This is a genomic window from Paenibacillus sp. FSL H3-0329 (genome assembly GCF_037963285.1).
GTDB classification, from domain to species: Bacteria; Bacillota; Bacilli; order Paenibacillales; family Paenibacillaceae; genus Paenibacillus_AQ; species Paenibacillus_AQ odorifer.
In genome coordinates, this window is the sequence record NZ_CP150150.1 from 5,095,683 (window position 1) to 5,113,090 (window position 17,408).

Consider the following 17,408-nt stretch of genomic DNA (forward strand, 5'->3'; position numbering starts at 1 on the left):
TAATTCTAATCATCTAGGAAATATCAGTTCACTAAATTTATACATGGTTTTCTGGCAGGGGCAATTACGCTCCTGTCTTTTTCATATCCAAAAAAAATCACTGGGGGTCGAAGCACATGAAAGGCAGCTTACAAAAACGCAATAAATACTGGTATATCATTGTCGAAACAAAGGACGAGTCGGGGAAGCGGAAGCAGAAATGGATAAATACCAAATGCGAGAAGAAATCAGATGCGGAAAAAATTCTGCGAGAAACACTTACGAAGATGGACAACAACAGTTTCGTTCAGCCACAGCGAAAACTCAAATTCACTGACTTTATGCTGGATTGGCTTAACAACGTTATTAAAAGTGAGGTTGAGGGAACTACTTGGGAAGGTTATGAGATGATTGTAACAAAGCATATCATCCCCTACTTCAAGAGTAGGAATGATATACTGCTACAAGAATTACAGCCTATGCATCTGCAAAAATATTACGAGACAAAGCATCAAGACGATCCAACAACAGGCGTAAAAGGCTTATCCGCTCAAACTCTACGAAGACACCATGCCAATATCAGGAGTGCATTGAAATTCGGATTACGAATGAACTTGATTCCATTTAATCCTGCTGATCGAATCGTACTTCCAAAGCAGGAGAAGTTCTATGCCAACTACTACACTGTCGAACAGCTCGAAAAGCTATTTGAGGTATGTTTGGGTACACTGATCGAATCGGCTGTATATCTCGCGGCTCATTATGGGCTTCGGCGTTCCGAGGTACTTGGGCTAAAGTGGGATTGCATCAATTTCAAAGAAAAGACTATATCAATTAGAGAAGTTCGCGTGAAGTACGGTAAAGAAGTAGTCATAAAGAAACCTAAGAGTGAAAGCAGCCAGCGCATTCTGCCTTTAATGGATGATATCGCGGATTACTTATTACATCTAAAGAGACAGCAAAAGAAAAACAAGCTGCTGTATAGGAAAGAATACGTCGATAGCGGTCTTGTGTGCTGCTTGCCTGATGGCAATCCCATAAAGACAGAATACTTGAATCATAAATTCAAGGACATTCTCGCAAAGAACGAATTGCCGCATATCCGGTTTCATGATCTCAGACACTCAACAGCCAGCTACTTGATTAAAAATGGTGTAAGCCTGAAAGAAATCCAAGTATGGCTGGGACATTCAACTATCAGCATAACAGCCAATACTTATACTCACATTGATATGGAAACGAAAAAGGATACCGCGCAAAAGATCAACGATATATTCTCTAAGAAAACAAAGGGGGCCGCTCAATGAAGCACACCGCTTGGGGAGTATTAGATGATGCGGCACTCCAATCTGCGCTGCTGGGCATTGCCATACTCCACGTAAAGCTTGCATTGGAGCATAGCAACAAGAATACTTTACCTTGTCGTAAAGAAGTTATTAGAGCAGAAATCCTGCGGCTGAGAATGGAGCGTGACCGAATTCTCGAACGCAGAGTTTGAACAAAAACGACTCGTCGTGGAGTCAGTACGAACACCACTCTGAGCGTAGCGGAAACCTCGAATCTACACAAAAAAAGAGACGCCGTTAGCAAAATGTTAGCAAATCACTTTAAAAACAAACAAGGGTTCCAGCTCTAATGAGCTGAAACCCTTGTTCTTCTAGTGCCGAGGACGGGGGTCGAACCCGTACGGTACTCACGTACCGCAGGATTTTAAGTCCTGTGCGTCTGCCTGTTCCGCCACCCCGGCATATTATGTGTTGAAGCTTCATACGTTGTTCACATATAACGCGACAAGAAATATAATATCATGAATATCGATAACGCGCAATCCTTTTTCGAAAAAAAATTATTCACAATAAAAATAACCCGTTCAGCCAGAACCGACACGGGTTATTATAGACGCGGATTATCTACGCTCGTCACTTCTGCTTCTCATTCCGGCAAGACCCAAAAGTCCAAGCAGACCGAGCCAGCCCCAGTTAGATCCTTTGTTAGTTGCAGCATTCGTTGTTGTACTAGTTGCACGGTATTTGCCGGTCTGTGTGGTGTTGGTTGCCGGGTTGACAGTGCTGTTGGTTCTGTAGTTGTTAGGTCTGTAATTATCATCGATGCGGATCTTATCTTTCATAATGCTCTCATGCTGATTCATTGTTCCCGTGGTGCCGTTCATTAAATTGCCTTCCGTATTCATCATCCGAGTGTGTTCCGCAGTCCCATCCATCCCGGTATTCGCGGCTGGGATACCGCCCAATGCTGCTGATCCCACGGCATTTGATGCATAGCTAGCTCCCATTAGACTCATTGATAATACAGTACCGCATGCAAGGCTTGTTATCAGCTTGTTCACAGTGTTATGCCTCCCTTTAAGGTTAGTTATCACTGATAATTTCCCCTTGGACGGCACTGTCTATGCATGGTGGTTTTACTCTTTTACTACATTAACTGTCTTAGTCACAGCATCATAAGTAACCTTTGCTCCAAGCGCCTCAGCCAGCGCACGTATGGGCACATAGGTTATTCCGGTATCAAGAACGCCATCGGTAAGCTTGCGGCCGTTTAGGTTAATGGTCACTGTAACGTCTTTGTTCACCTGATCATCCCCTCCGGTAATCTTTTTTAAAGCCTCTTTGGCTTGGTCCGTCGTTGGACGTTTACCTGCCCGAAGTTGATCTATAGTTAAACCGAAAGTCATTTGCAGATGTGAATAATCTTTAAAAGAGGTCCAGTCCCCGCCCCATTCTAAACCAAGCCGCTTAGCCTCCTGTACAACCTCTTGCCAATCCGCTGTCTTATCCTTATCACCATCACGATTGATATCCCAAGAAAGGCTAGTGCCATTCGGCAGCAAAAGCGCAAAATCAAACGCAAGACCATAATTATGATAGCTGGTACCGCCTTTAGCGTTGGTAACTATCGGTCCTGGTTTGCTTCTCCCCTGCGCATACAAAGCATTTTGCTCAGCAATGGTCCGTAGACCCTGAGTAATAACGATAGGGACTCCTCTCGCATGGCTTTGCTGAATCAAAACATTCGCACCTGCCGCCAAGACAGGATGAAGCCCGACCAGACGCGCCGCGGATTTTTCCCTCAATTGCTCCAAAGTCAGCATAGAATCACCCCTTTGGTATATTCAATGATGCCGCTGCCCTATTTGCCTGTACCCCTGTCCCCTTTAGGATGATTTCCACAAAAAAGGACAAAATATTTAACGAAAGGTGGGAGACATATGGATATTCATAGCGATAGCTATAAAGTTGCAGCCCTTAGTGAACAGGAAGAAGCACTGGAAATTATTCGGAATGCTGAAGCTTCCATTGCACATCTGACCGGTAATCCTACCGTTACCTTAATCGCTTATGAGAAAAGCGAAGGCAACGGTTCTCAGCATTAAACGATGTAGACCTCGACAATATCATCCACATCGATCCACTTCCATTCCTCCGCCCACTGCAGCTTAAACTCACGCGAGTGGGTGTGAATGGAAGTCACAAAACCACTTAACATCGTATTTTCAAAAGGGTCAAAAAGAACAACTGTCACTCGTATATGACTCCGCAACGACAAAGCCAGTGTACATTCAATCTCCTCCAGCTTCTGCTCATCCAGAATAGGCTTGATGCGGCGCAGCGTTTCCCGTTCATCTCTTATAATTCGTATCTTATGCTCCGGCAGCATCATGCGGCTGCTTTCCCACAGCCCGTTTTTCTCCAGCTTTTTGCCCATGGTAACCCCTCCTTAATTATATATCTATTCCTCTCAACACGAACGTATGTTTGTATTATATCCGCATCTTCGCATATTAATCAATAATCAGGAAAAAGATACCTTTTTAAGGGTCACTCTTTATTCAAAAGATGTATATTAATGTATATCTATTCAAGCTAAAATTCGCAGCAAAAAGACGCTGACAGATAAACTGTGCAGCGCCTGATTTGATTTATTCTTGAACAACATCTCCAGATACTGAGGTAGCTTCACCTTCGGAATCTATAAGTCCAGTTGCTTCTCTTGCCTCATTAAGCTTGGAGATACCGAACAACATCGCTATATCAGCTTTTTGATTCAATTCATTAAATTGCTCAGCCGTAACATTTGCGGAATCTGCGCCCTGAGAAGCCTCTTTTTTTAAAGAATAAGCACTTTCAAAGGAAATTTTAGACTCTTCAAGCAACTTACGAATGTCTTCAGGCAAGCTGGAGGAAATTTTTACTTTCTCGGCTTGATTCGATAAATCAGTTGCGGTACTCTGGAATTGCTTAATTTTCTTCTCCAACTGCTTGTCCGTGAGTTCTCCTGCTGAATAACCCGCAATGGCTTCATTGAACTCCGCTAAAGAAGATTTTCCCGACTCTTCAAGTTTAGACATTTCATTGTAGAAGTTTTGCACAGTCTCCTGCACTTCTTCTTCCGTGGCAGGTGCCGATGAAGTTGAATTATTGCTGCAGGCGCTAAGGATGACAGTCATCATCAGCATTCCTATTAGTAAAGCTTTTTTCATTATTTATCCCTCCACTTAACAGGATAATGTCGGTTTGTGTAAAGCGCAAATGAAATATATGTAAAATGACTGTTATGTTATAATTATTTTAATTGTGATCAGAAAAGGAGGGTATTTATGCCTTATTGCACCACCTGCGGAGCGGAATACAAGCAGGGCGCTAAATTTTGTGGAGAATGTGGAACCAGCCTTAACGGTACCGCTCCAGTGACCGCCCATCGACCAGCAGAAGATAATCATGTCAATCAAGAAGTTGTGCTCTGGAAAGGCAAACCTGCCGGCATCTCAGATCGACTTAAAGGAATTATAGCTCTTAACACAACTTCATATACCATTACAAGTCAGCGCATTATGTTAAAGACCGGACTTATCGGTAAAAATGTTGAAGAAATCGAATTGCTGCGCGTACGCGATTTATCCGTGAAACAGTCAATAATGGACCGGATGCTTGGCATCGGGTCATTAACTGTATTTTCTGATGATGCCTCAGCGCCTCAGCTTCTTTTTCGAAAAATCCATGATGCCCAAACCGTCAAAGATGTTCTGCGCAAAGCCGTTCGTGACGAGAAGATCGCCAACAACATTAGCTACCGCGAACAAATTTAAGACGCTCATACGTAAAAAGGCCCCGGAAAACCGGGGCTTTTTGCTTGCGCTTGTACACTTGAAGTACTCTTTTTTAAGGAAGATAAAATGCCCCCGCTGGGATAACCCCCTTGATCTGGCTAGGACTCTCCCACTGCAAAACAACCCGGGCGTCGCCCGCATTCTCATAATACTCCACCTTTATTTCATACGGCTTACCTGCTATCAGACTTATGCTTCCTTTTCGTTCCTGGCCGCTCTGATTTACCCAACTATCAATGACTAGCCCGCCATCAATCCATACCCGTATCCCATCATCAGAGTAGGAATAAATGGTATAAATCTCGCTAAAAGCAGCCGTCAGCTTCCCACTCCACCGCACAGAAAACGCATCTACACGAATGGCAGGATCAGGCGAACCTTGTCTCCATGAAAAGTTAATATTGGCATCCGTACGCAAAAGTGCAGGTGTGCCGCTAAGCGTCATGTTATTGTAGTATTGCCCACAGAGTCCACTCTCCAGCACACTATCCCCGATAGCAGCGAAAGCGGCGGCCTCAGCAGCATACTCCTCTCGTGTGAATACCATTTTGTCGTTCATAAAAGCTTTTATCACAGCATCGGTATTCTTCTCATAGAGGAGTTTCCCCCAGGTCAGCTGATAAGACCATTTGGGCTGCGTTTTGGACAACAGTTCAGCAGACGGAAGCTCTCCATTCTCACCAATCGCAATCAGCTTGCCACGACCCAGATCCCATAAATTATCATAATGGCTAATCTTGAAATCCGCGTCATAAATGTCGAGCGCCAGCACATCTACCTTATCACTGCCCGGATAGTATTCTGCCGGCTCATCACACCACTGATTTTTTGCATTTGGACTCCAAACCCACAATAAATTATGCAGCTTATGATAATTGGTAAAACGATCGAACATAAGGTTCCACAATGCAACGTAATTGCTCTTTTGCCCCCACCAAAACCATCCACCATTCATTTCATGATACGGCCGCCAAAGTACAGGAATCCCTGCGTCATTAAGCTTTTTCAGCGACAAGGCTATCTTATCCAGATCAGCTAACAGCGCATTATACTGGGTGGTACCTGGGGTTATATATTTATCAAAATCAGCATTGCTTAGGCTCGTATTTACATTCCCCCAAGTTGGCGCTGTCCCCGGTAATGCAGCGTGATAACACATCGTTACGATCCCGCCGGACCTAGACCAGCGTATCGCACTGTTGACGACCCAATTCCGCTGATTGTCAATTAGAGCCTGGGACTGATTATTGATTGCGCCCAGCTCGTAGCCATGAAGCGCAGCATATTGCCCACTGGTATTTTTAAGCTTCTCCATAAGCTCGTCTGCACTTTCCAAATAATCATGTTGGCCGCTTATCACACCCTTTCCCTGCAAGTAATAGAGGGTATTCAGCAATAGCTGAGCCGAGGACGACAGTCCCGAATCCGCCGGAGCCATTTGTAATCTGCGAAAAGCCATCTGCCACTGCACATCGCCCACGAACCTTGATGCTGAATCAACCATCTGACGAATAATCCGCTGCTCCATCTATTCTCACCATCCTTTTAAATCTTTTTAAGTTATAGTATGGGGACAATAGTGACATGAACTCAGCGAATGGACATGAAGTTGTAAAATAAGTTGGGACGATATAAGGAACTGCTGAATAATTTCACGGCTCAACAAAAAAAGGAGCTCAGCGGCTCCTCATTACTTTTTTTCTTATCTCGTGTACCTTAAAGGCAATAGCTCAGTGATTTCATATTTAGCTAATCGGTCATCCTCCGATACAATTATCTTGCAGTCTATTCCGTAATCCGCAATTAACTCTCGGCACATGCCGCAGGGAGAGACTACTTTAATCTCTTTTTCCTCGCTGTCTGGATCAGAATGCCTTACCGCAACAATCGTATCAAATTCCTTATAACCTTCGGATATCGCTTTGCCAATCACCATCGCTTCTGCACAGACTGTAATCCTCCCCATGCTGGCTTCCACATGTACCGCTGTAAAAATCTCTCCTGTTTTAGTACGAAGCGCTGCACCCACATGATGACGCCCCCATTCATAACGTCTGGTAATTATATCTTCGGCAGCCGTAATAAGCGTCTGATCCTCAATGGTAATTATGTACTCCATATCCAGTTCCGTCCTCCTTTATTTTCCCTAATTATATTAAATCGCACTGAATTATGATATAAGATATACTATTTTAAGTGCCAAAAAAGGAGGAGCAGAATTGAAAGTGAAAAAATGGATCTCCAGTCTCATCATTGTTGCATTACTTGCTTTGGCTAGTTACTGGTTTGAACAAAACGGAGAGCCTACAGACCCCTCGTCTCCATCCAATTCGAGTGTTGTTCAGCTAACCTTCCCATCAGACCGCTATCCTGAGACCGCCAAGCATATTCAGGATGCCATTGCGAAAGGTGAATCCGCCACATGTACGATTAACCGAGAGCAGGCTGAAGAGAACCGCAAAGAGTCCTTAAAAGGGATCCCTACTAAAAAGGGATATGACCGGGATGAATGGCCAATGGCTATGTGTGAGGAAGGCGGCGTTGGTGCCGACATTGAATACATAACGCCAAGCGATAACCGCGGGGCAGGAAGCTGGGTTGGCAATCAGCTGGAGGATTATGCAGACGGAACCCGGGTAGAATTTATGTTTAAATAACGATCTGTCTGACCATCCCCAGGCAACAGAATAGCCCCACCTGGCATTCGCCAGACGGGGCTATACTTCACATCAGCTAACTTAGAATAAGCAAGCTTTAGTGATGATAACCAGCAAGATGAAAAGTACCAGGATTGCTCCTGTAGAAGTCCAAGGACTACACACCGGACCTACTGATGCTGGACTTACTACCGGACCTACGTTACAACCACAACCATGTTCCATACCCATTTTCAATTCCTCCTAATGATTAATGACTACAGCACAAGATATGTAAAAAGGAGATAAGCCGTTTGGGCGAATTGGCAAACAAATGCCAATCACCTAATGAATTGAAGGCGGACAGTCGATAAACAGGATATACACAAAGGAGGTGCAATATGGATATAGCTGCATTATCAATGGCAATGAGCCAAGCATCCTTAGCTCAAAATGTTGGGATACAGGTCATGAATATTGCCAAGAATCAGGCTGAAACCCAGAGCCAAACTATGGTGGAAATGCTGGGCAAAAGCGTTGCTCCGAATTTGGGAAAAACACTTGATATTAGTGTGTAATTGCTTTATGCTAAGGATACATGAGAACGAACGTTCCTATGTATCCTTAGACTTTTTTTTACTCTACATAGCCCTTCGGGCTTTTCTTTTGCACATTTATGCGAACATACGATCCCATTAGTGATTTATTAGTGATTTTAAACGAGGTGAATAAGTTGGAGAACATGAAATCATATTATCAAATGACTGTGCTTGAGAAATGGACGGAGGATTTATACAAGCGATTAAATCTTCATCAGCCTTCGCAAATTTCAATATCGTATATTGCAGAGCGGCTTAATATCTGGGTTCATTATTTGGATGTGAGAAGCAAGAGCATTGAAGCGTCTGCAGGGATGTACAGCCTGTTTATCGACAACCGCCTTCCAGCCAATCTTCAACGGCTAGAGTTTCTTCATGAACTGTGTCATCTACTTCGCCATGGCAGCGATAATCAGACCTTGATGCCAGAGCATTTCACGCGGGCACAGGAGGACGAATCCGAGCGTTTTATCTTGTATGCGGCGATGCCTTACTCCATGATCTCCCGCATGACATTGCCTGAGCAACGGGAAGATGCCATCTCCTATCTTGCAGCAGAATTCCAAGTACCTGCCGAGCTGGCCTTACAGCGGATTGATCAGATCCAAAGACGTGTGTTCCAAGGGCAATTATTGGCCGTGATGGGAAGAAACGAAGAACGACAGACACATATTCGCAACGGATCACGGAGATAATAAGCTTAGTTGCAGTAGTTCTCTGCATATTCATTTATGGTGGAATTTCTCGTGAGGGGGAACGACATGGAAGCCATTAAAGTAATTGAATTATTACTGACTCATCCGGATTATAATGTAGATGCAGTACACCCCGAAATCCCGGATTTTGTGGGCATTGAGACGATTGAGGTGGATCACGAAACGGGGACCTTCTCCATTTTATTGCAAGAACCCAAAGAAGACTAAAAGAGAATCATTATTCTTCATAAGTTAAAAGGCAGCAAATATAGTATGTCCCGGCAATTCTTCGTTCGCCTACGCCTGGATTACTATCGGTATTTGCTGCCTTTTTGTATTACACAACCCCAAATTAAAAACCATAAGATTTTCATCCCCGGCAGCCTCGGACTTGCCTGGTTTTCCAGCACCTTAATTCGCTGCTCCAGCTCCAGTATTTTCTCTTCTTCCTGCGTCATATTCTTACCTCCTTTCTTATTTGTACATTTACAAGATATCTATGAATGACATAATAGTCTCTGTATATTATCTTATACTATATACAAATTATCTATATGGAGGGAATTAATGAAGAAAAATACAAAATTAATCTTCATCGTTCTAATCCTGTTAATCTGTGGAATAACATCCTTAGCCCTCCACTCCTTCCGAAATCATATGAACAGAGAAGTCATTCATTATCTAATAGAGACAAGAAATTATAAGAAGGAAGATTTTTATAAAGTATACACCCAGATTGCCAAAGCTCCCCTCGTAAGTACCACGGTGATTTTTGCAGACGAACCCTACGCAAGATACTTTTATCGAAAAGAAAATGGAAGGATCTATCAATACAGCAGGGCTCCTGTTAAAGGTAATGATCCTAGCTATACATATAAACATATCGAAGAGGATCTCCAGTGAAGGAGTCACTCTATTAAAAAGACGCGTTTGTCCAGCAGTCAGCACTTGGTGCTTGGGCAAATGCGTTTTTTTTGATCTCCTCTGTTCTAAATAAGTAACCATCGTTTGCGTAGACAATATTGGCGTGCTGCTTAGCAGCTATCGGACACAGTTGATCTTATGCGTAGCATAACCCTCCATTTCGAAGTGTAACGGACCCCATCGCCTTTATTGGCATGAGCAACACCTTACAAGGCCCACTTTTTAAGGAATAGCGTCACTGGGGTCCGCGAACTTGCTCAAAAGTCTATTTATATGCAAATAACGACTTCTGAGTCCATAACCCTCTGGCGATAATTTATGAATAGGCATCCTCTACTCTCAAACACAAAGAAATTTTCTCAGGAACAAAATGTGACCTAATGCCGTCCTAAATGGTGTTATAGGTAAAGGGGGGCACAGTATCATGCAGCGATCCATGACCCGGCCGGGAAATCATGTGATGAAGAGTTACGAAATCTACGCAGATATGCTGTTCCGGATCGCTTTGGTCCATCTAGGCAGCCGGCAAGATGCCGAAGAAGCCACTCAGGATACCTTCATCAAGCTAATAGAAAAAGCGCCAAAGTTCAAAGATGCCGAACATCAGAAGGCATGGCTGATCCGGGTAATCACCAATCATTGTAAAACACTACTGGGCAGAGGCTGGCGCAAGCGCGAGGTTAAGCTGGAGAGCGCTGAGCCAATTGCGGCAGACAGCCCCGAGGATTGGGCTCTGCTGCAGTTAGTTATGGCGATGCCCATGAAGTATAAAACCGTAATCCATCTTTATTATTACGAGGACTATCCCATCCAGGAGATCAGCAAGATTCTGCAGATTAGCCAGTCTGCCGTGAAGATGAGACTTCAGCGGGGACGGCAACTGTTAAAACTGGAGCTGGAAGGAGCGGAACCACAGTGAAGGAAGATCAGTTTCGAACAACATATAAGAAAGCGGTGGATTCGATGAAACCAGGTGAAGAAATGAAAAAAGAATTGTTCGACAAAATGGAGCAGCGGCAGGAGCGGAAACGTCCGCGCAAGACGGTTTATATCGCGGCAAGTGTCGTGCTCGCCGCAGGAATCGGTCTGGCTGGGCCTAGTATATGGCAGCAGTTGAACAGTCAGAGCTCCCCGGGGCAGGTTGCCCAGGTAACTCCGGGTGTAAGCAATGCTGGCAATTCGGGCACAGCTACATCGGGCAGCATTGTCATTCCCAAGCTGAAACTGCCAGATAAGGAATCTGGCGTGAAGGCAGATATGATCGCCTTGGTCGTGTATAAAAATAATATTTACACACAGTCAGCGACTCGCATCGACGCTGCCGATGCTGCCGCTCTGCGCGGTGACAAGTTAGGACGCACTACAGGCGGCATCAACGAATGGAGCGGTAACGACGAATATATTGAGTTAGCCTCGAACATCGGCGAAACGGATCTCTATTCCGTGAAGGGCTATGATTCCAGCTTCCTGATTATGTCCTATTCGGAAATCAACGGCGAGGTATTCGCTGAACTGTATGAGCACACGAACGGCATCACCATAAACAGCGGCGCCGACCTATTCGGCAAGCTGAATCTTGAAGGCCGAGTTACTTCAGCTCAGTGGGAAAGCTTCAACAGCTGGAACAACGGCCTCCAGCAGCAGGCGCCAATCGCCAATGGCGAGGCGCTTGAAGGTTTTCTTACAACACTTCAAGCGGCTAAACCACTGGCAGCAGAGCCGCTGATCGAACAAGGCATCTACGACAGCGAGGACCGCAAGATCATCTATTTGCAGCTGGAAGACAATGCCCGAGTAGAGTTGACGCTGTTCGGTCAAGGCCTTGTACGCTACGGTCTAGCACCGGTATTCTTCGATGTCGAATCCGGGGCATTCCAGCAGCTGTGGGACAGCATGAAACTTTAGGGATGTTGGTGGATACCCAGGGCCTGTGGTTGGGACTGCGGTTGGGATCGGGATTGCGACTGAGATTAGGACTGTGATCGGGACTGCGATCGGGATTGCGACTAGGGCTGCGGTTGGGATCGCGATTGCGATCGGGGCTGCAACTGCGGTTGGGATCGCGATTGCGATCGGGACTGCGATCGGGACTGCGATCGAGATTGAGATTGGGACTGCGGTCGGAAGCAATTGGGTACATCGTTTCGATCGCCTTGCTCTCCATTGGAGGAATTTAGCTGACTGCTAACAAAAACGGCGCTGCTTCCAAACCATTTCATGGTTTGGAGCAGTGCCGTTTTGTGCTTTACTGTATGGTTTATGAGCCCGCATACTAGATATGCTGGTTGTAGAGGTGAAACTACTGACTGTTCCTTTATAGGCTACTTCTCATTGTAATTTCTGCAACTACATCTGCGAGGAGCATGGCACTAACGAGCTAACGAACTAACGAACTAACATCCTCCACCTCGAGCTATCGGACCCAGATGCCGCTATTTGCTGATTTTCAGCCTTTGGAGCATGGTTTCGGACCCCATGGTCGCTAATGCCTAGAAAGAGACTCAAATGCGGTACTTTTTATGCCAATAGCGACTATGGAGTCCGTTAGAATTGCAAATGTGGAGAAAAACCTCTTTAAGGGTCAGCTGGGTCCGATAGGAGCCTCATACCAAAAATGCTCCCTAATCAAACGAAGTTTGGTGTTTAGTATAAGTAAGTTTGCAGCAAGAAAAAGTGCCCCAACAGCTATTTTATCGGATACTGGATAACTCTTTCTTTTTTTCTGTCCATAACAAATCTTTCATACTCCAGAGTCCTTATGTTACTAATCCTCAGTCAAATACAATTCAAATTTCCTCACTATTAAACTATTTCACATGGTAAAATAAACCTGATTTAAATAAAAGGAGAGTACATAATATGGGATTTTTCAAAGGAGTATTACAGGGTCTTCTTACAATAATAGAAGATAGAGAATATCAGAAACTTTCGGAATCAAATACTATAAAAATCGATAATAAATTAACTTATACTCCAACAGTAAACAGACAATTCGCCATCATTGAAATTAAAGGTAATAATTATCTGCATAAAGATAGCATATTGAGCATGAAATTGAGTTCAGGATTTTTATCCATTGGAAACGTTATGATAAGTCGTTCATTAGTGTCAGGAAATCTTGATATGCTTAATTTATCGCAAGATGACTTTAACAATGGCGTTAACCTATATGGAATGATTTCCGATGAACGACAGAATGTAACAGAGATAGTATGTTGCTTGAAAAATGATATTTCCTTAATTCAAGGGTACGTTCAAGAAGCGCTCGCTATTAAAAAGAATGAAGCTGAAAGAAAATTCATAATTCAACAAAATGAACAACTTAGGAAAGAAGAGGAAGAAAAACGAAAAAAATCACAAAAAGAATACTTCCAAACGCATATCAAAGAAAAACAAATTATGAAATATGGAATACGTCACACTAAATGCTGGAGATGTCATGCTCCTTTAGGCACTGAGACACACCCTATTCATTATTCTTGTGGTTGGCTCCAGTGTGACTGCGGTGCATGTAAATGCAATTATCACAGATAGTAAAAGAGTATTTTCGTTTTCATCGGTTACTTCTCCTTAGTGGGTACTTGTAAACTCAACCGCGGTGACCGGGGGCTAGAGTTATTGCTGGATTAATTCTTTAGGAAGCAATTCGCCCCAAAGGCAAATCAAAAGTACGCAGTATTTAGAGCATGCTTCTACATTGTGCGTTCAGTCATTCGCGAGCATCTCCTGTTGAGCATTATAATCCGACTACTACGACATAAAAAAGGAACGCCCACCATGGACGCTCCTTTTTTTCTTATTCGTCTACAAAATTCTAGCTAGTTACGCATTTACACTTTCCGTTTTTCGATCCTGTCTTGCGTGTAATGTTTTCATCGCAAATCTTGCTATCGGCTGCGCAACCAACAGTTCAATCCAAAATGCTATACCAAAGTTTCTTGGCCAGATGTGAAGGAAGTTTTTAAGTGGATCCAGGCTTATTTGTTTCGTCCCAACCCATGTGCCAATAATTGATAGTAAAATAGATAACACCGTGACATTCAATAAAGTATTCAACAGAATCCTTGCATTAAATCCATCTGTTTGTCCCATGAATTTCGGCATCACTTTCCCGACAATCGGTCCTGCAACTAATCTTACAGATAAAACTACGATCATCCACATAAACGGAATAACCTTTAGTGTATCTATATACACTTCCTTACTGAAGCCACGTTCCAACCCCACAATAATAGGGGCAATAGTGTTTACTGAAATGATTGAAATAATGAGTAAAAATAGTATACCTTCTTTTCCGTTTCTGGGCAGTCTTTTGTCTCCATGCATGTTTGTCATCTCCGTGAATAATATTTCAGATGGCAGACGTATCATGAGACATATATTTTTGGCCCAACAAAAAAGACCAATATCTCTACACACTGATTTAATAATTATAACATTTATTTAAAATGAATGTCAGAACTTCTACTAAAATTTATTAAATCCCCCTACTAACAAAGAACAGCTACCTGCATGCGCCTTAACAAGAGCGGCAGTGGCAGAGAAGTAAACTGCCGTACTCTACAAATGACACTAGAAATATTCTAGATTGGCTACAATGATAACCAGTGGTACTTTGCAAGGTTTTTCAGAATATTATTGATGGTCTTAAGGAACGCTATACGCAAATCGGGGCTAAAAAAAAGAATACGAGGACTCATACAAGGAAATTGACTTAGTATGTTGCTACTCTGGTCGGAACTATATAAAGCTAAAGGTAGCTGCTGAACGACTGGGTATGACTCCAGCGATGTTCAACGAATAATACTCACACCTACTCCCAATCATGCAAGAAGAGGCCGTTGATAAAATTGAAGCAGAACTGAATAAATACGCTGAAAAACAGCTCGAAACTGCAGAAAAATAATTCCCGTTAGCAAATCCGTTAGCAAACTCAAAATTCTGTTCTTTATCCATTCTACTTTCTTATATTGCTAAGCTTATAGACAGCAAAAAACCCTTACAAAGTAAGGGTTTTTGATAAGTGGGCCCTGAGGGACTCGAACCCCCGACCAATCGGTTATGAGCCGACCGCTCTAACCAACTGAGCTAAGGGCCCGGATCTAAAAATATCCGAATGTACAATTGCTGTTGTAATAAAATTGGTTGCGGGGGCAGGATTTGAACCTGCGACCTTCGGGTTATGAGCCCGACGAGCTACCGGGCTGCTCCACCCCGCGTCAGAAATAATATTCAAACAGCGACAATAAATAATATACAGTACAAAATGGGTCTACGTCAAGGATGAATTTGTAAAAGTTCTCAAGGCAAAAATCTAACCCCATATCTTCCTTTGCGGGATCGATAAATTTCCACAAAACTTGGGTCATGGTAGCCATAAATCCAGCCATCTTGCTCCAACCTTTTTGCTAAACAACCTGCTTGAAATCTCGTTCTGAACAGTTTCGCGAAGTATATCCAATTCATGATGCCCTCTTCTCCTTTTTGCAAATTAATCTCACGCTGCTCTGAACTTATCATGCCCAAGTTCCACAAAATAAGCCACCGGAAATCCGGTGGCCGCTACATATTCCAAAACTTAATCCCCTATAGAGTCGAAATAATATGTGGGATCTTTTTCGAGCGTACCCAGCATGGTATTCCCTTGCTTCTCCCAAGCTTTGAGGGCACTCTCCACCGTTCTTTTGCCCTGATAAACTTCTGTGAATAGTTGGCGCCCAACATCGTTAATACGGCTAATTCCAGGCTTCTGTGTTTGTAGGACGTTCATCAAAGGATCATTGGCTGGTAATGGTTTGAGCGTATAGAAGGATTCCAGATTTACTGAAGGTACCTTCGTGGTAATGTAATCCTTACGGGAAGTTAGTTCCCCGCGGGTATGAGCTTTAATTTTGGCTACCTCATTACTGTTGACGAACTTGATCAAATCCCAAGCATCTTCCTTATTAGCAGCCATAGTGTTGATAGCCATCATATTACCTACCCAAGTACCTACAGCCACTCCTGGTTTCTCCTTAAAAGTAGGTACGGTAACGAAACCCCAATCGACGGGACTGTAATTTTTAATTTTTGCTGCATTGCGGCTCACACCTGCAAGCTCATTAAGATAATCGTATTCTCCAATTACCATTGCAGCTTTTCCGGTAAGGAATAGATCCCCTTGGACAGGACTATAGGTGCTCCGTTCTGTTTCTATAAAATCCATACCGTTTAACCCAGGTGTAATTTGCTTTTTCACCAATTGGCTGTAGGTCGTCCAAGCTTGACTCCACTGTGTTTGGTTTACCTCCATCTTATGTCCCTTGTTGTCATACATAGCAAGCTCAAGCGGTGAGACATAGGTCTGCATATCCCAGAAAGGATCGCTCATATAACGGTTCATCGAAAATCCATATATACGCTTATCTTTATTTGTCGATTTCTTGGTCACCTTTTCGGCCAGCGCGAACACTTCATCCCAAGTCATTCCGTCCGTCGGATAACCTACACCAGCAGCATCAAAAATACCTTTGTTAAAATATAACGCACTCGACATAAAGGTCGGCGCTAACGCGTAAAGACTTCCTCCACCCAGCTCACGTACTCCATTTAACATTGTAGGTGCCATATTGCTTAAATCATATTGATCTCGTGCGATAAGCGGCTCCAGCGATTGCACCAGATTATGCTTCACCAAACTCTTCACCAATGTACTATCACCGACGATTACATCAACTGGCTGTGCACCGCCCATAATTGCTCGGATATTCTCCAGATTATCTGGGTTAACCTCTGGATAGGTGCTGTCAAAACGAAGCTCATTCATATTGATGGCTGGAATAATCTCAAGTTTGATTTCAGGATGCTGCAATTCATACATATCTGTAAACTGCTGACGAAAAGAAGAATCGTCCTCTCCAGACCAGAGGCTGCCAATACGTAGTACACGCTGTTCTGTAGATGGCTTAGAAGCCTCCGCCCAAGCTGTGTGCCTGCTTTCAGAAATTAAAGGCAATAGCAGTGCAGCACATACTCCAAAGCTTAACCAGCGCCGCCATAGCCTTCTATTATTATTTATATGATTCATTCTTGAACCCTCCCATAAAATACTCAATCCATCCACCTTATGAATAATTACCCATAATTCTAGTAACAGTATATAGCTTTATTCAGGAGGGGAAGTTACAGGCTGTTTAAAGTTATGCTACGATTTCTTCATATTATTTCTATAAAAAACATTCCGGGAGTTTTCTGAGGATCCTGATATGCCTTTCTACGGTAAGATAATTGCACTTTGTGCAACTATTACAGCTGTGTGTGTTGCGCTTCTCCTTTTAATTGCACTATGTGCAGTTAAAAAATGTTACTAGGTGCTTTCGGCGGATTTCTGGCGGATATAATTGCACAAAGTGCAACTATATCGCCAGATCTTCTAAGGAAGGTTAGTTTAAGTGCACGAACTGCAACTATT

General features: G+C 43.4%; 23 protein-coding genes and 3 tRNA genes. 13 read left to right on the plus strand and 13 right to left on the minus strand.

What is annotated here, in order from left to right:
• Positions 1-116 precede the first annotated feature (116 nt).
• Both NSQ66_RS22545 and NSQ66_RS22550 read left to right on the plus strand, forming a co-directional pair.
• Positions 117-1,286 carry a tyrosine-type recombinase/integrase gene (locus NSQ66_RS22545; RefSeq protein WP_339192139.1) on the plus strand — a complete coding sequence of 390 codons (1,170 nt, stop codon included), beginning with the start codon at positions 117-119 and terminating at the stop codon, positions 1,284-1,286.
• Positions 1,283-1,477 (plus strand): hypothetical protein, encoded by a 195-nt coding sequence (locus NSQ66_RS22550; RefSeq protein WP_339192141.1) that lies wholly within the window; start codon positions 1,283-1,285, stop codon positions 1,475-1,477. Before NSQ66_RS22545 ends, NSQ66_RS22550 begins: the two co-directional genes overlap by 4 nt.
• Before the next feature lie 163 nt (positions 1,478-1,640).
• Here the strand turns inward: NSQ66_RS22550 and NSQ66_RS22555 are convergent.
• The 3 genes from NSQ66_RS22555 to NSQ66_RS22565 all read right to left on the minus strand — a co-directional run bounded on the left by NSQ66_RS22555 (position 1,641) and on the right by NSQ66_RS22565 (position 3,088).
• Positions 1,641-1,726: transfer RNA gene (locus tag NSQ66_RS22555), tRNA-Leu, on the minus strand.
• A 159-nt stretch (positions 1,727-1,885) separates the two neighbouring features.
• Positions 1,886-2,326: a WGxxGxxG family protein gene (locus NSQ66_RS22560; RefSeq protein WP_036683335.1), complete on the minus strand. Its 441-nt coding sequence runs from the start codon at positions 2,324-2,326 to the stop codon at positions 1,886-1,888.
• Between the two features lie 75 nt (positions 2,327-2,401).
• Positions 2,402-3,088 carry a M15 family metallopeptidase gene (locus NSQ66_RS22565; protein WP_036683338.1) on the minus strand — a complete coding sequence of 229 codons (687 nt, stop codon included), beginning with the start codon at positions 3,086-3,088 and terminating at the stop codon, positions 2,402-2,404.
• Between the two features lie 117 nt (positions 3,089-3,205).
• Between NSQ66_RS22565 and NSQ66_RS22570 the strand changes: the two genes are divergently transcribed.
• Positions 3,206-3,370, plus strand: a complete 165-nt coding sequence (locus tag NSQ66_RS22570) for a hypothetical protein (RefSeq protein WP_169744799.1) — start codon at positions 3,206-3,208, stop codon at positions 3,368-3,370.
• On the opposite strand, the gene NSQ66_RS22575 is transcribed toward NSQ66_RS22570, so the two are convergent.
• The gene (locus NSQ66_RS22575; protein ID WP_076142249.1) at positions 3,367-3,702 is read right to left on the minus strand and encodes a YolD-like family protein; all 336 of its coding nucleotides are present in this window, start codon (positions 3,700-3,702) and stop codon (positions 3,367-3,369) included. The two genes, NSQ66_RS22570 and NSQ66_RS22575, sit on opposite strands and share 4 nt — an antisense overlap.
• A 214-nt stretch (positions 3,703-3,916) precedes the next feature.
• The gene (locus tag NSQ66_RS22580; protein ID WP_076098564.1) at positions 3,917-4,477 is read right to left on the minus strand and encodes a hypothetical protein; all 561 of its coding nucleotides are present in this window, start codon (positions 4,475-4,477) and stop codon (positions 3,917-3,919) included.
• A 117-nt stretch (positions 4,478-4,594) separates the two neighbouring features.
• Here NSQ66_RS22580 and NSQ66_RS22585 point away from each other — a divergent pair, with 117 nt between their 5' ends.
• Positions 4,595-5,083, plus strand: coding sequence for a PH domain-containing protein (locus NSQ66_RS22585; RefSeq protein ID WP_036683346.1), 489 nt, complete (start codon positions 4,595-4,597; stop codon positions 5,081-5,083).
• A gap of 73 nt (positions 5,084-5,156) precedes the next feature.
• Here the strand turns inward: NSQ66_RS22585 and NSQ66_RS22590 are convergent, their stop codons facing one another.
• Together NSQ66_RS22590 and NSQ66_RS22595 are read right to left on the minus strand one after the other, a co-directional pair.
• Positions 5,157-6,632, minus strand: a complete 1,476-nt coding sequence (locus NSQ66_RS22590; RefSeq protein ID WP_076275662.1) for a glycosyl hydrolase — start codon at positions 6,630-6,632, stop codon at positions 5,157-5,159.
• Positions 6,633-6,806: 174 nt separating this feature from the next.
• Complete coding sequence (locus NSQ66_RS22595; RefSeq protein WP_038572821.1) at positions 6,807-7,223, minus strand: cytidine deaminase; 417 nt, start codon at positions 7,221-7,223, stop codon at positions 6,807-6,809.
• Positions 7,224-7,329: 106 nt separating this feature from the next.
• On the opposite strand from NSQ66_RS22595, the gene NSQ66_RS22600 reads away from it, so the two are divergent.
• Entirely contained in the window at positions 7,330-7,761 is a 432-nt protein-coding gene (locus NSQ66_RS22600; protein WP_036683407.1) for a NucA/NucB deoxyribonuclease domain-containing protein, read from the plus strand.
• Positions 7,762-7,842: 81 nt separating this feature from the next.
• Here NSQ66_RS22600 and NSQ66_RS22605 read toward each other — a convergent pair whose 3' ends face one another.
• On the minus strand, positions 7,843-7,992 hold the full coding sequence (locus tag NSQ66_RS22605; protein ID WP_155288175.1) for a hypothetical protein: 150 nt from the start codon (positions 7,990-7,992) through the stop codon (positions 7,843-7,845).
• Between the two features lie 149 nt (positions 7,993-8,141).
• Between NSQ66_RS22605 and NSQ66_RS22610 the strand changes: the two genes are divergently transcribed.
• From NSQ66_RS22610 to NSQ66_RS22620, 3 genes are all read left to right on the plus strand, one after another.
• Positions 8,142-8,318, plus strand: a complete 177-nt coding sequence (locus tag NSQ66_RS22610) for a YjfB family protein (RefSeq protein ID WP_076098563.1) — start codon at positions 8,142-8,144, stop codon at positions 8,316-8,318.
• Positions 8,319-8,482: 164 nt separating this feature from the next.
• Entirely contained in the window at positions 8,483-9,034 is a 552-nt protein-coding gene (locus NSQ66_RS22615; RefSeq protein WP_076275677.1) for an ImmA/IrrE family metallo-endopeptidase, read from the plus strand.
• Positions 9,035-9,100: 66 nt separating this feature from the next.
• On the plus strand, positions 9,101-9,262 hold the full coding sequence (locus NSQ66_RS22620; RefSeq protein ID WP_155288176.1) for a hypothetical protein: 162 nt from the start codon (positions 9,101-9,103) through the stop codon (positions 9,260-9,262).
• 83 nt (positions 9,263-9,345) lie between these two features.
• Here NSQ66_RS22620 and NSQ66_RS22625 read toward each other — a convergent pair whose 3' ends face one another.
• Positions 9,346-9,492 (minus strand): hypothetical protein, encoded by a 147-nt coding sequence (locus NSQ66_RS22625; protein ID WP_155288177.1) that lies wholly within the window; start codon positions 9,490-9,492, stop codon positions 9,346-9,348.
• Between the two features lie 109 nt (positions 9,493-9,601).
• Between NSQ66_RS22625 and NSQ66_RS22630 the strand changes: the two genes are divergently transcribed.
• From NSQ66_RS22630 to NSQ66_RS22650, 5 genes are all read left to right on the plus strand, one after another.
• The gene (locus NSQ66_RS22630) at positions 9,602-9,937 is read left to right on the plus strand and encodes a hypothetical protein (RefSeq protein ID WP_036683354.1); all 336 of its coding nucleotides are present in this window, start codon (positions 9,602-9,604) and stop codon (positions 9,935-9,937) included.
• Positions 9,938-10,382: 445 nt separating this feature from the next.
• The gene (locus NSQ66_RS22635; RefSeq protein WP_076275663.1) at positions 10,383-10,877 is read left to right on the plus strand and encodes a sigma-70 family RNA polymerase sigma factor; all 495 of its coding nucleotides are present in this window, start codon (positions 10,383-10,385) and stop codon (positions 10,875-10,877) included.
• Positions 10,874-11,863, plus strand: a complete 990-nt coding sequence (locus NSQ66_RS22640; RefSeq protein WP_081389421.1) for a hypothetical protein — start codon at positions 10,874-10,876, stop codon at positions 11,861-11,863. The genes NSQ66_RS22635 and NSQ66_RS22640 overlap by 4 nt, the downstream gene beginning before the upstream one ends.
• 25 nt (positions 11,864-11,888) lie before the next feature.
• Complete coding sequence (locus NSQ66_RS22645; protein WP_076275664.1) at positions 11,889-12,146, plus strand: hypothetical protein; 258 nt, start codon at positions 11,889-11,891, stop codon at positions 12,144-12,146.
• Positions 12,147-12,817: 671 nt separating this feature from the next.
• Positions 12,818-13,492 (plus strand): hypothetical protein, encoded by a 675-nt coding sequence (locus NSQ66_RS22650; RefSeq protein WP_036683363.1) that lies wholly within the window; start codon positions 12,818-12,820, stop codon positions 13,490-13,492.
• A gap of 288 nt (positions 13,493-13,780) precedes the next feature.
• Here NSQ66_RS22650 and NSQ66_RS22655 read toward each other — a convergent pair whose 3' ends face one another.
• The 4 genes from NSQ66_RS22655 to NSQ66_RS22670 all read right to left on the minus strand — a co-directional run bounded on the left by NSQ66_RS22655 (position 13,781) and on the right by NSQ66_RS22670 (position 17,024).
• A complete protein-coding gene (locus tag NSQ66_RS22655) occupies positions 13,781-14,284 on the minus strand; it encodes a hypothetical protein (RefSeq protein ID WP_076098561.1) in 504 nt (167 codons plus the stop codon).
• Positions 14,285-14,982: 698 nt separating this feature from the next.
• A tRNA-Ile gene (locus NSQ66_RS22660) sits at positions 14,983-15,056 on the minus strand.
• Positions 15,057-15,100: 44 nt separating this feature from the next.
• A tRNA-Met gene (locus tag NSQ66_RS22665) sits at positions 15,101-15,177 on the minus strand.
• Positions 15,178-15,536: 359 nt separating this feature from the next.
• Positions 15,537-17,024, minus strand: a complete 1,488-nt coding sequence (locus NSQ66_RS22670; protein WP_076275665.1) for an extracellular solute-binding protein — start codon at positions 17,022-17,024, stop codon at positions 15,537-15,539.
• Between the last annotated feature and the right edge of the window lie 384 nt (positions 17,025-17,408).

Excerpts from the sequence above, each read along its gene's own strand:
- NSQ66_RS22585 (WP_036683346.1), top strand. The coding sequence starts at position 4,595 with ATGCCTTATTGCACCACCTGCGGAGCGGAATACAAGCAGGGCGCTAAA.
- NSQ66_RS22615 (WP_076275677.1), top strand. The coding sequence starts at position 8,483 with ATGAAATCATATTATCAAATGACTGTGCTTGAGAAATGGACGGAGGAT.
- NSQ66_RS22605 (WP_155288175.1), bottom strand. The coding sequence starts at position 7,992 with ATGGGTATGGAACATGGTTGTGGTTGTAACGTAGGTCCGGTAGTAAGT.
- NSQ66_RS22635 (WP_076275663.1), top strand. The coding sequence starts at position 10,383 with ATGCAGCGATCCATGACCCGGCCGGGAAATCATGTGATGAAGAGTTAC.
- NSQ66_RS22670 (WP_076275665.1), bottom strand. The coding sequence starts at position 17,024 with ATGAATCATATAAATAATAATAGAAGGCTATGGCGGCGCTGGTTAAGC.
- NSQ66_RS22565 (WP_036683338.1), bottom strand. The coding sequence starts at position 3,088 with ATGCTGACTTTGGAGCAATTGAGGGAAAAATCCGCGGCGCGTCTGGTC.
- NSQ66_RS22570 (WP_169744799.1), top strand. The coding sequence starts at position 3,206 with ATGGATATTCATAGCGATAGCTATAAAGTTGCAGCCCTTAGTGAACAG.
- NSQ66_RS22575 (WP_076142249.1), bottom strand. The coding sequence starts at position 3,702 with ATGGGCAAAAAGCTGGAGAAAAACGGGCTGTGGGAAAGCAGCCGCATG.
- NSQ66_RS22580 (WP_076098564.1), bottom strand. The coding sequence starts at position 4,477 with ATGAAAAAAGCTTTACTAATAGGAATGCTGATGATGACTGTCATCCTT.
- NSQ66_RS22655 (WP_076098561.1), bottom strand. The coding sequence starts at position 14,284 with ATGCATGGAGACAAAAGACTGCCCAGAAACGGAAAAGAAGGTATACTA.
- NSQ66_RS22630 (WP_036683354.1), top strand. The coding sequence starts at position 9,602 with ATGAAGAAAAATACAAAATTAATCTTCATCGTTCTAATCCTGTTAATC.
- NSQ66_RS22610 (WP_076098563.1), top strand. The coding sequence starts at position 8,142 with ATGGATATAGCTGCATTATCAATGGCAATGAGCCAAGCATCCTTAGCT.
- NSQ66_RS22590 (WP_076275662.1), bottom strand. The coding sequence starts at position 6,632 with ATGGAGCAGCGGATTATTCGTCAGATGGTTGATTCAGCATCAAGGTTC.
- NSQ66_RS22620 (WP_155288176.1), top strand. The coding sequence starts at position 9,101 with ATGGAAGCCATTAAAGTAATTGAATTATTACTGACTCATCCGGATTAT.
- NSQ66_RS22595 (WP_038572821.1), bottom strand. The coding sequence starts at position 7,223 with ATGGAGTACATAATTACCATTGAGGATCAGACGCTTATTACGGCTGCC.
- NSQ66_RS22550 (WP_339192141.1), top strand. The coding sequence starts at position 1,283 with ATGAAGCACACCGCTTGGGGAGTATTAGATGATGCGGCACTCCAATCT.
- NSQ66_RS22545 (WP_339192139.1), top strand. The coding sequence starts at position 117 with ATGAAAGGCAGCTTACAAAAACGCAATAAATACTGGTATATCATTGTC.
- NSQ66_RS22625 (WP_155288177.1), bottom strand. The coding sequence starts at position 9,492 with ATGACGCAGGAAGAAGAGAAAATACTGGAGCTGGAGCAGCGAATTAAG.
- NSQ66_RS22650 (WP_036683363.1), top strand. The coding sequence starts at position 12,818 with ATGGGATTTTTCAAAGGAGTATTACAGGGTCTTCTTACAATAATAGAA.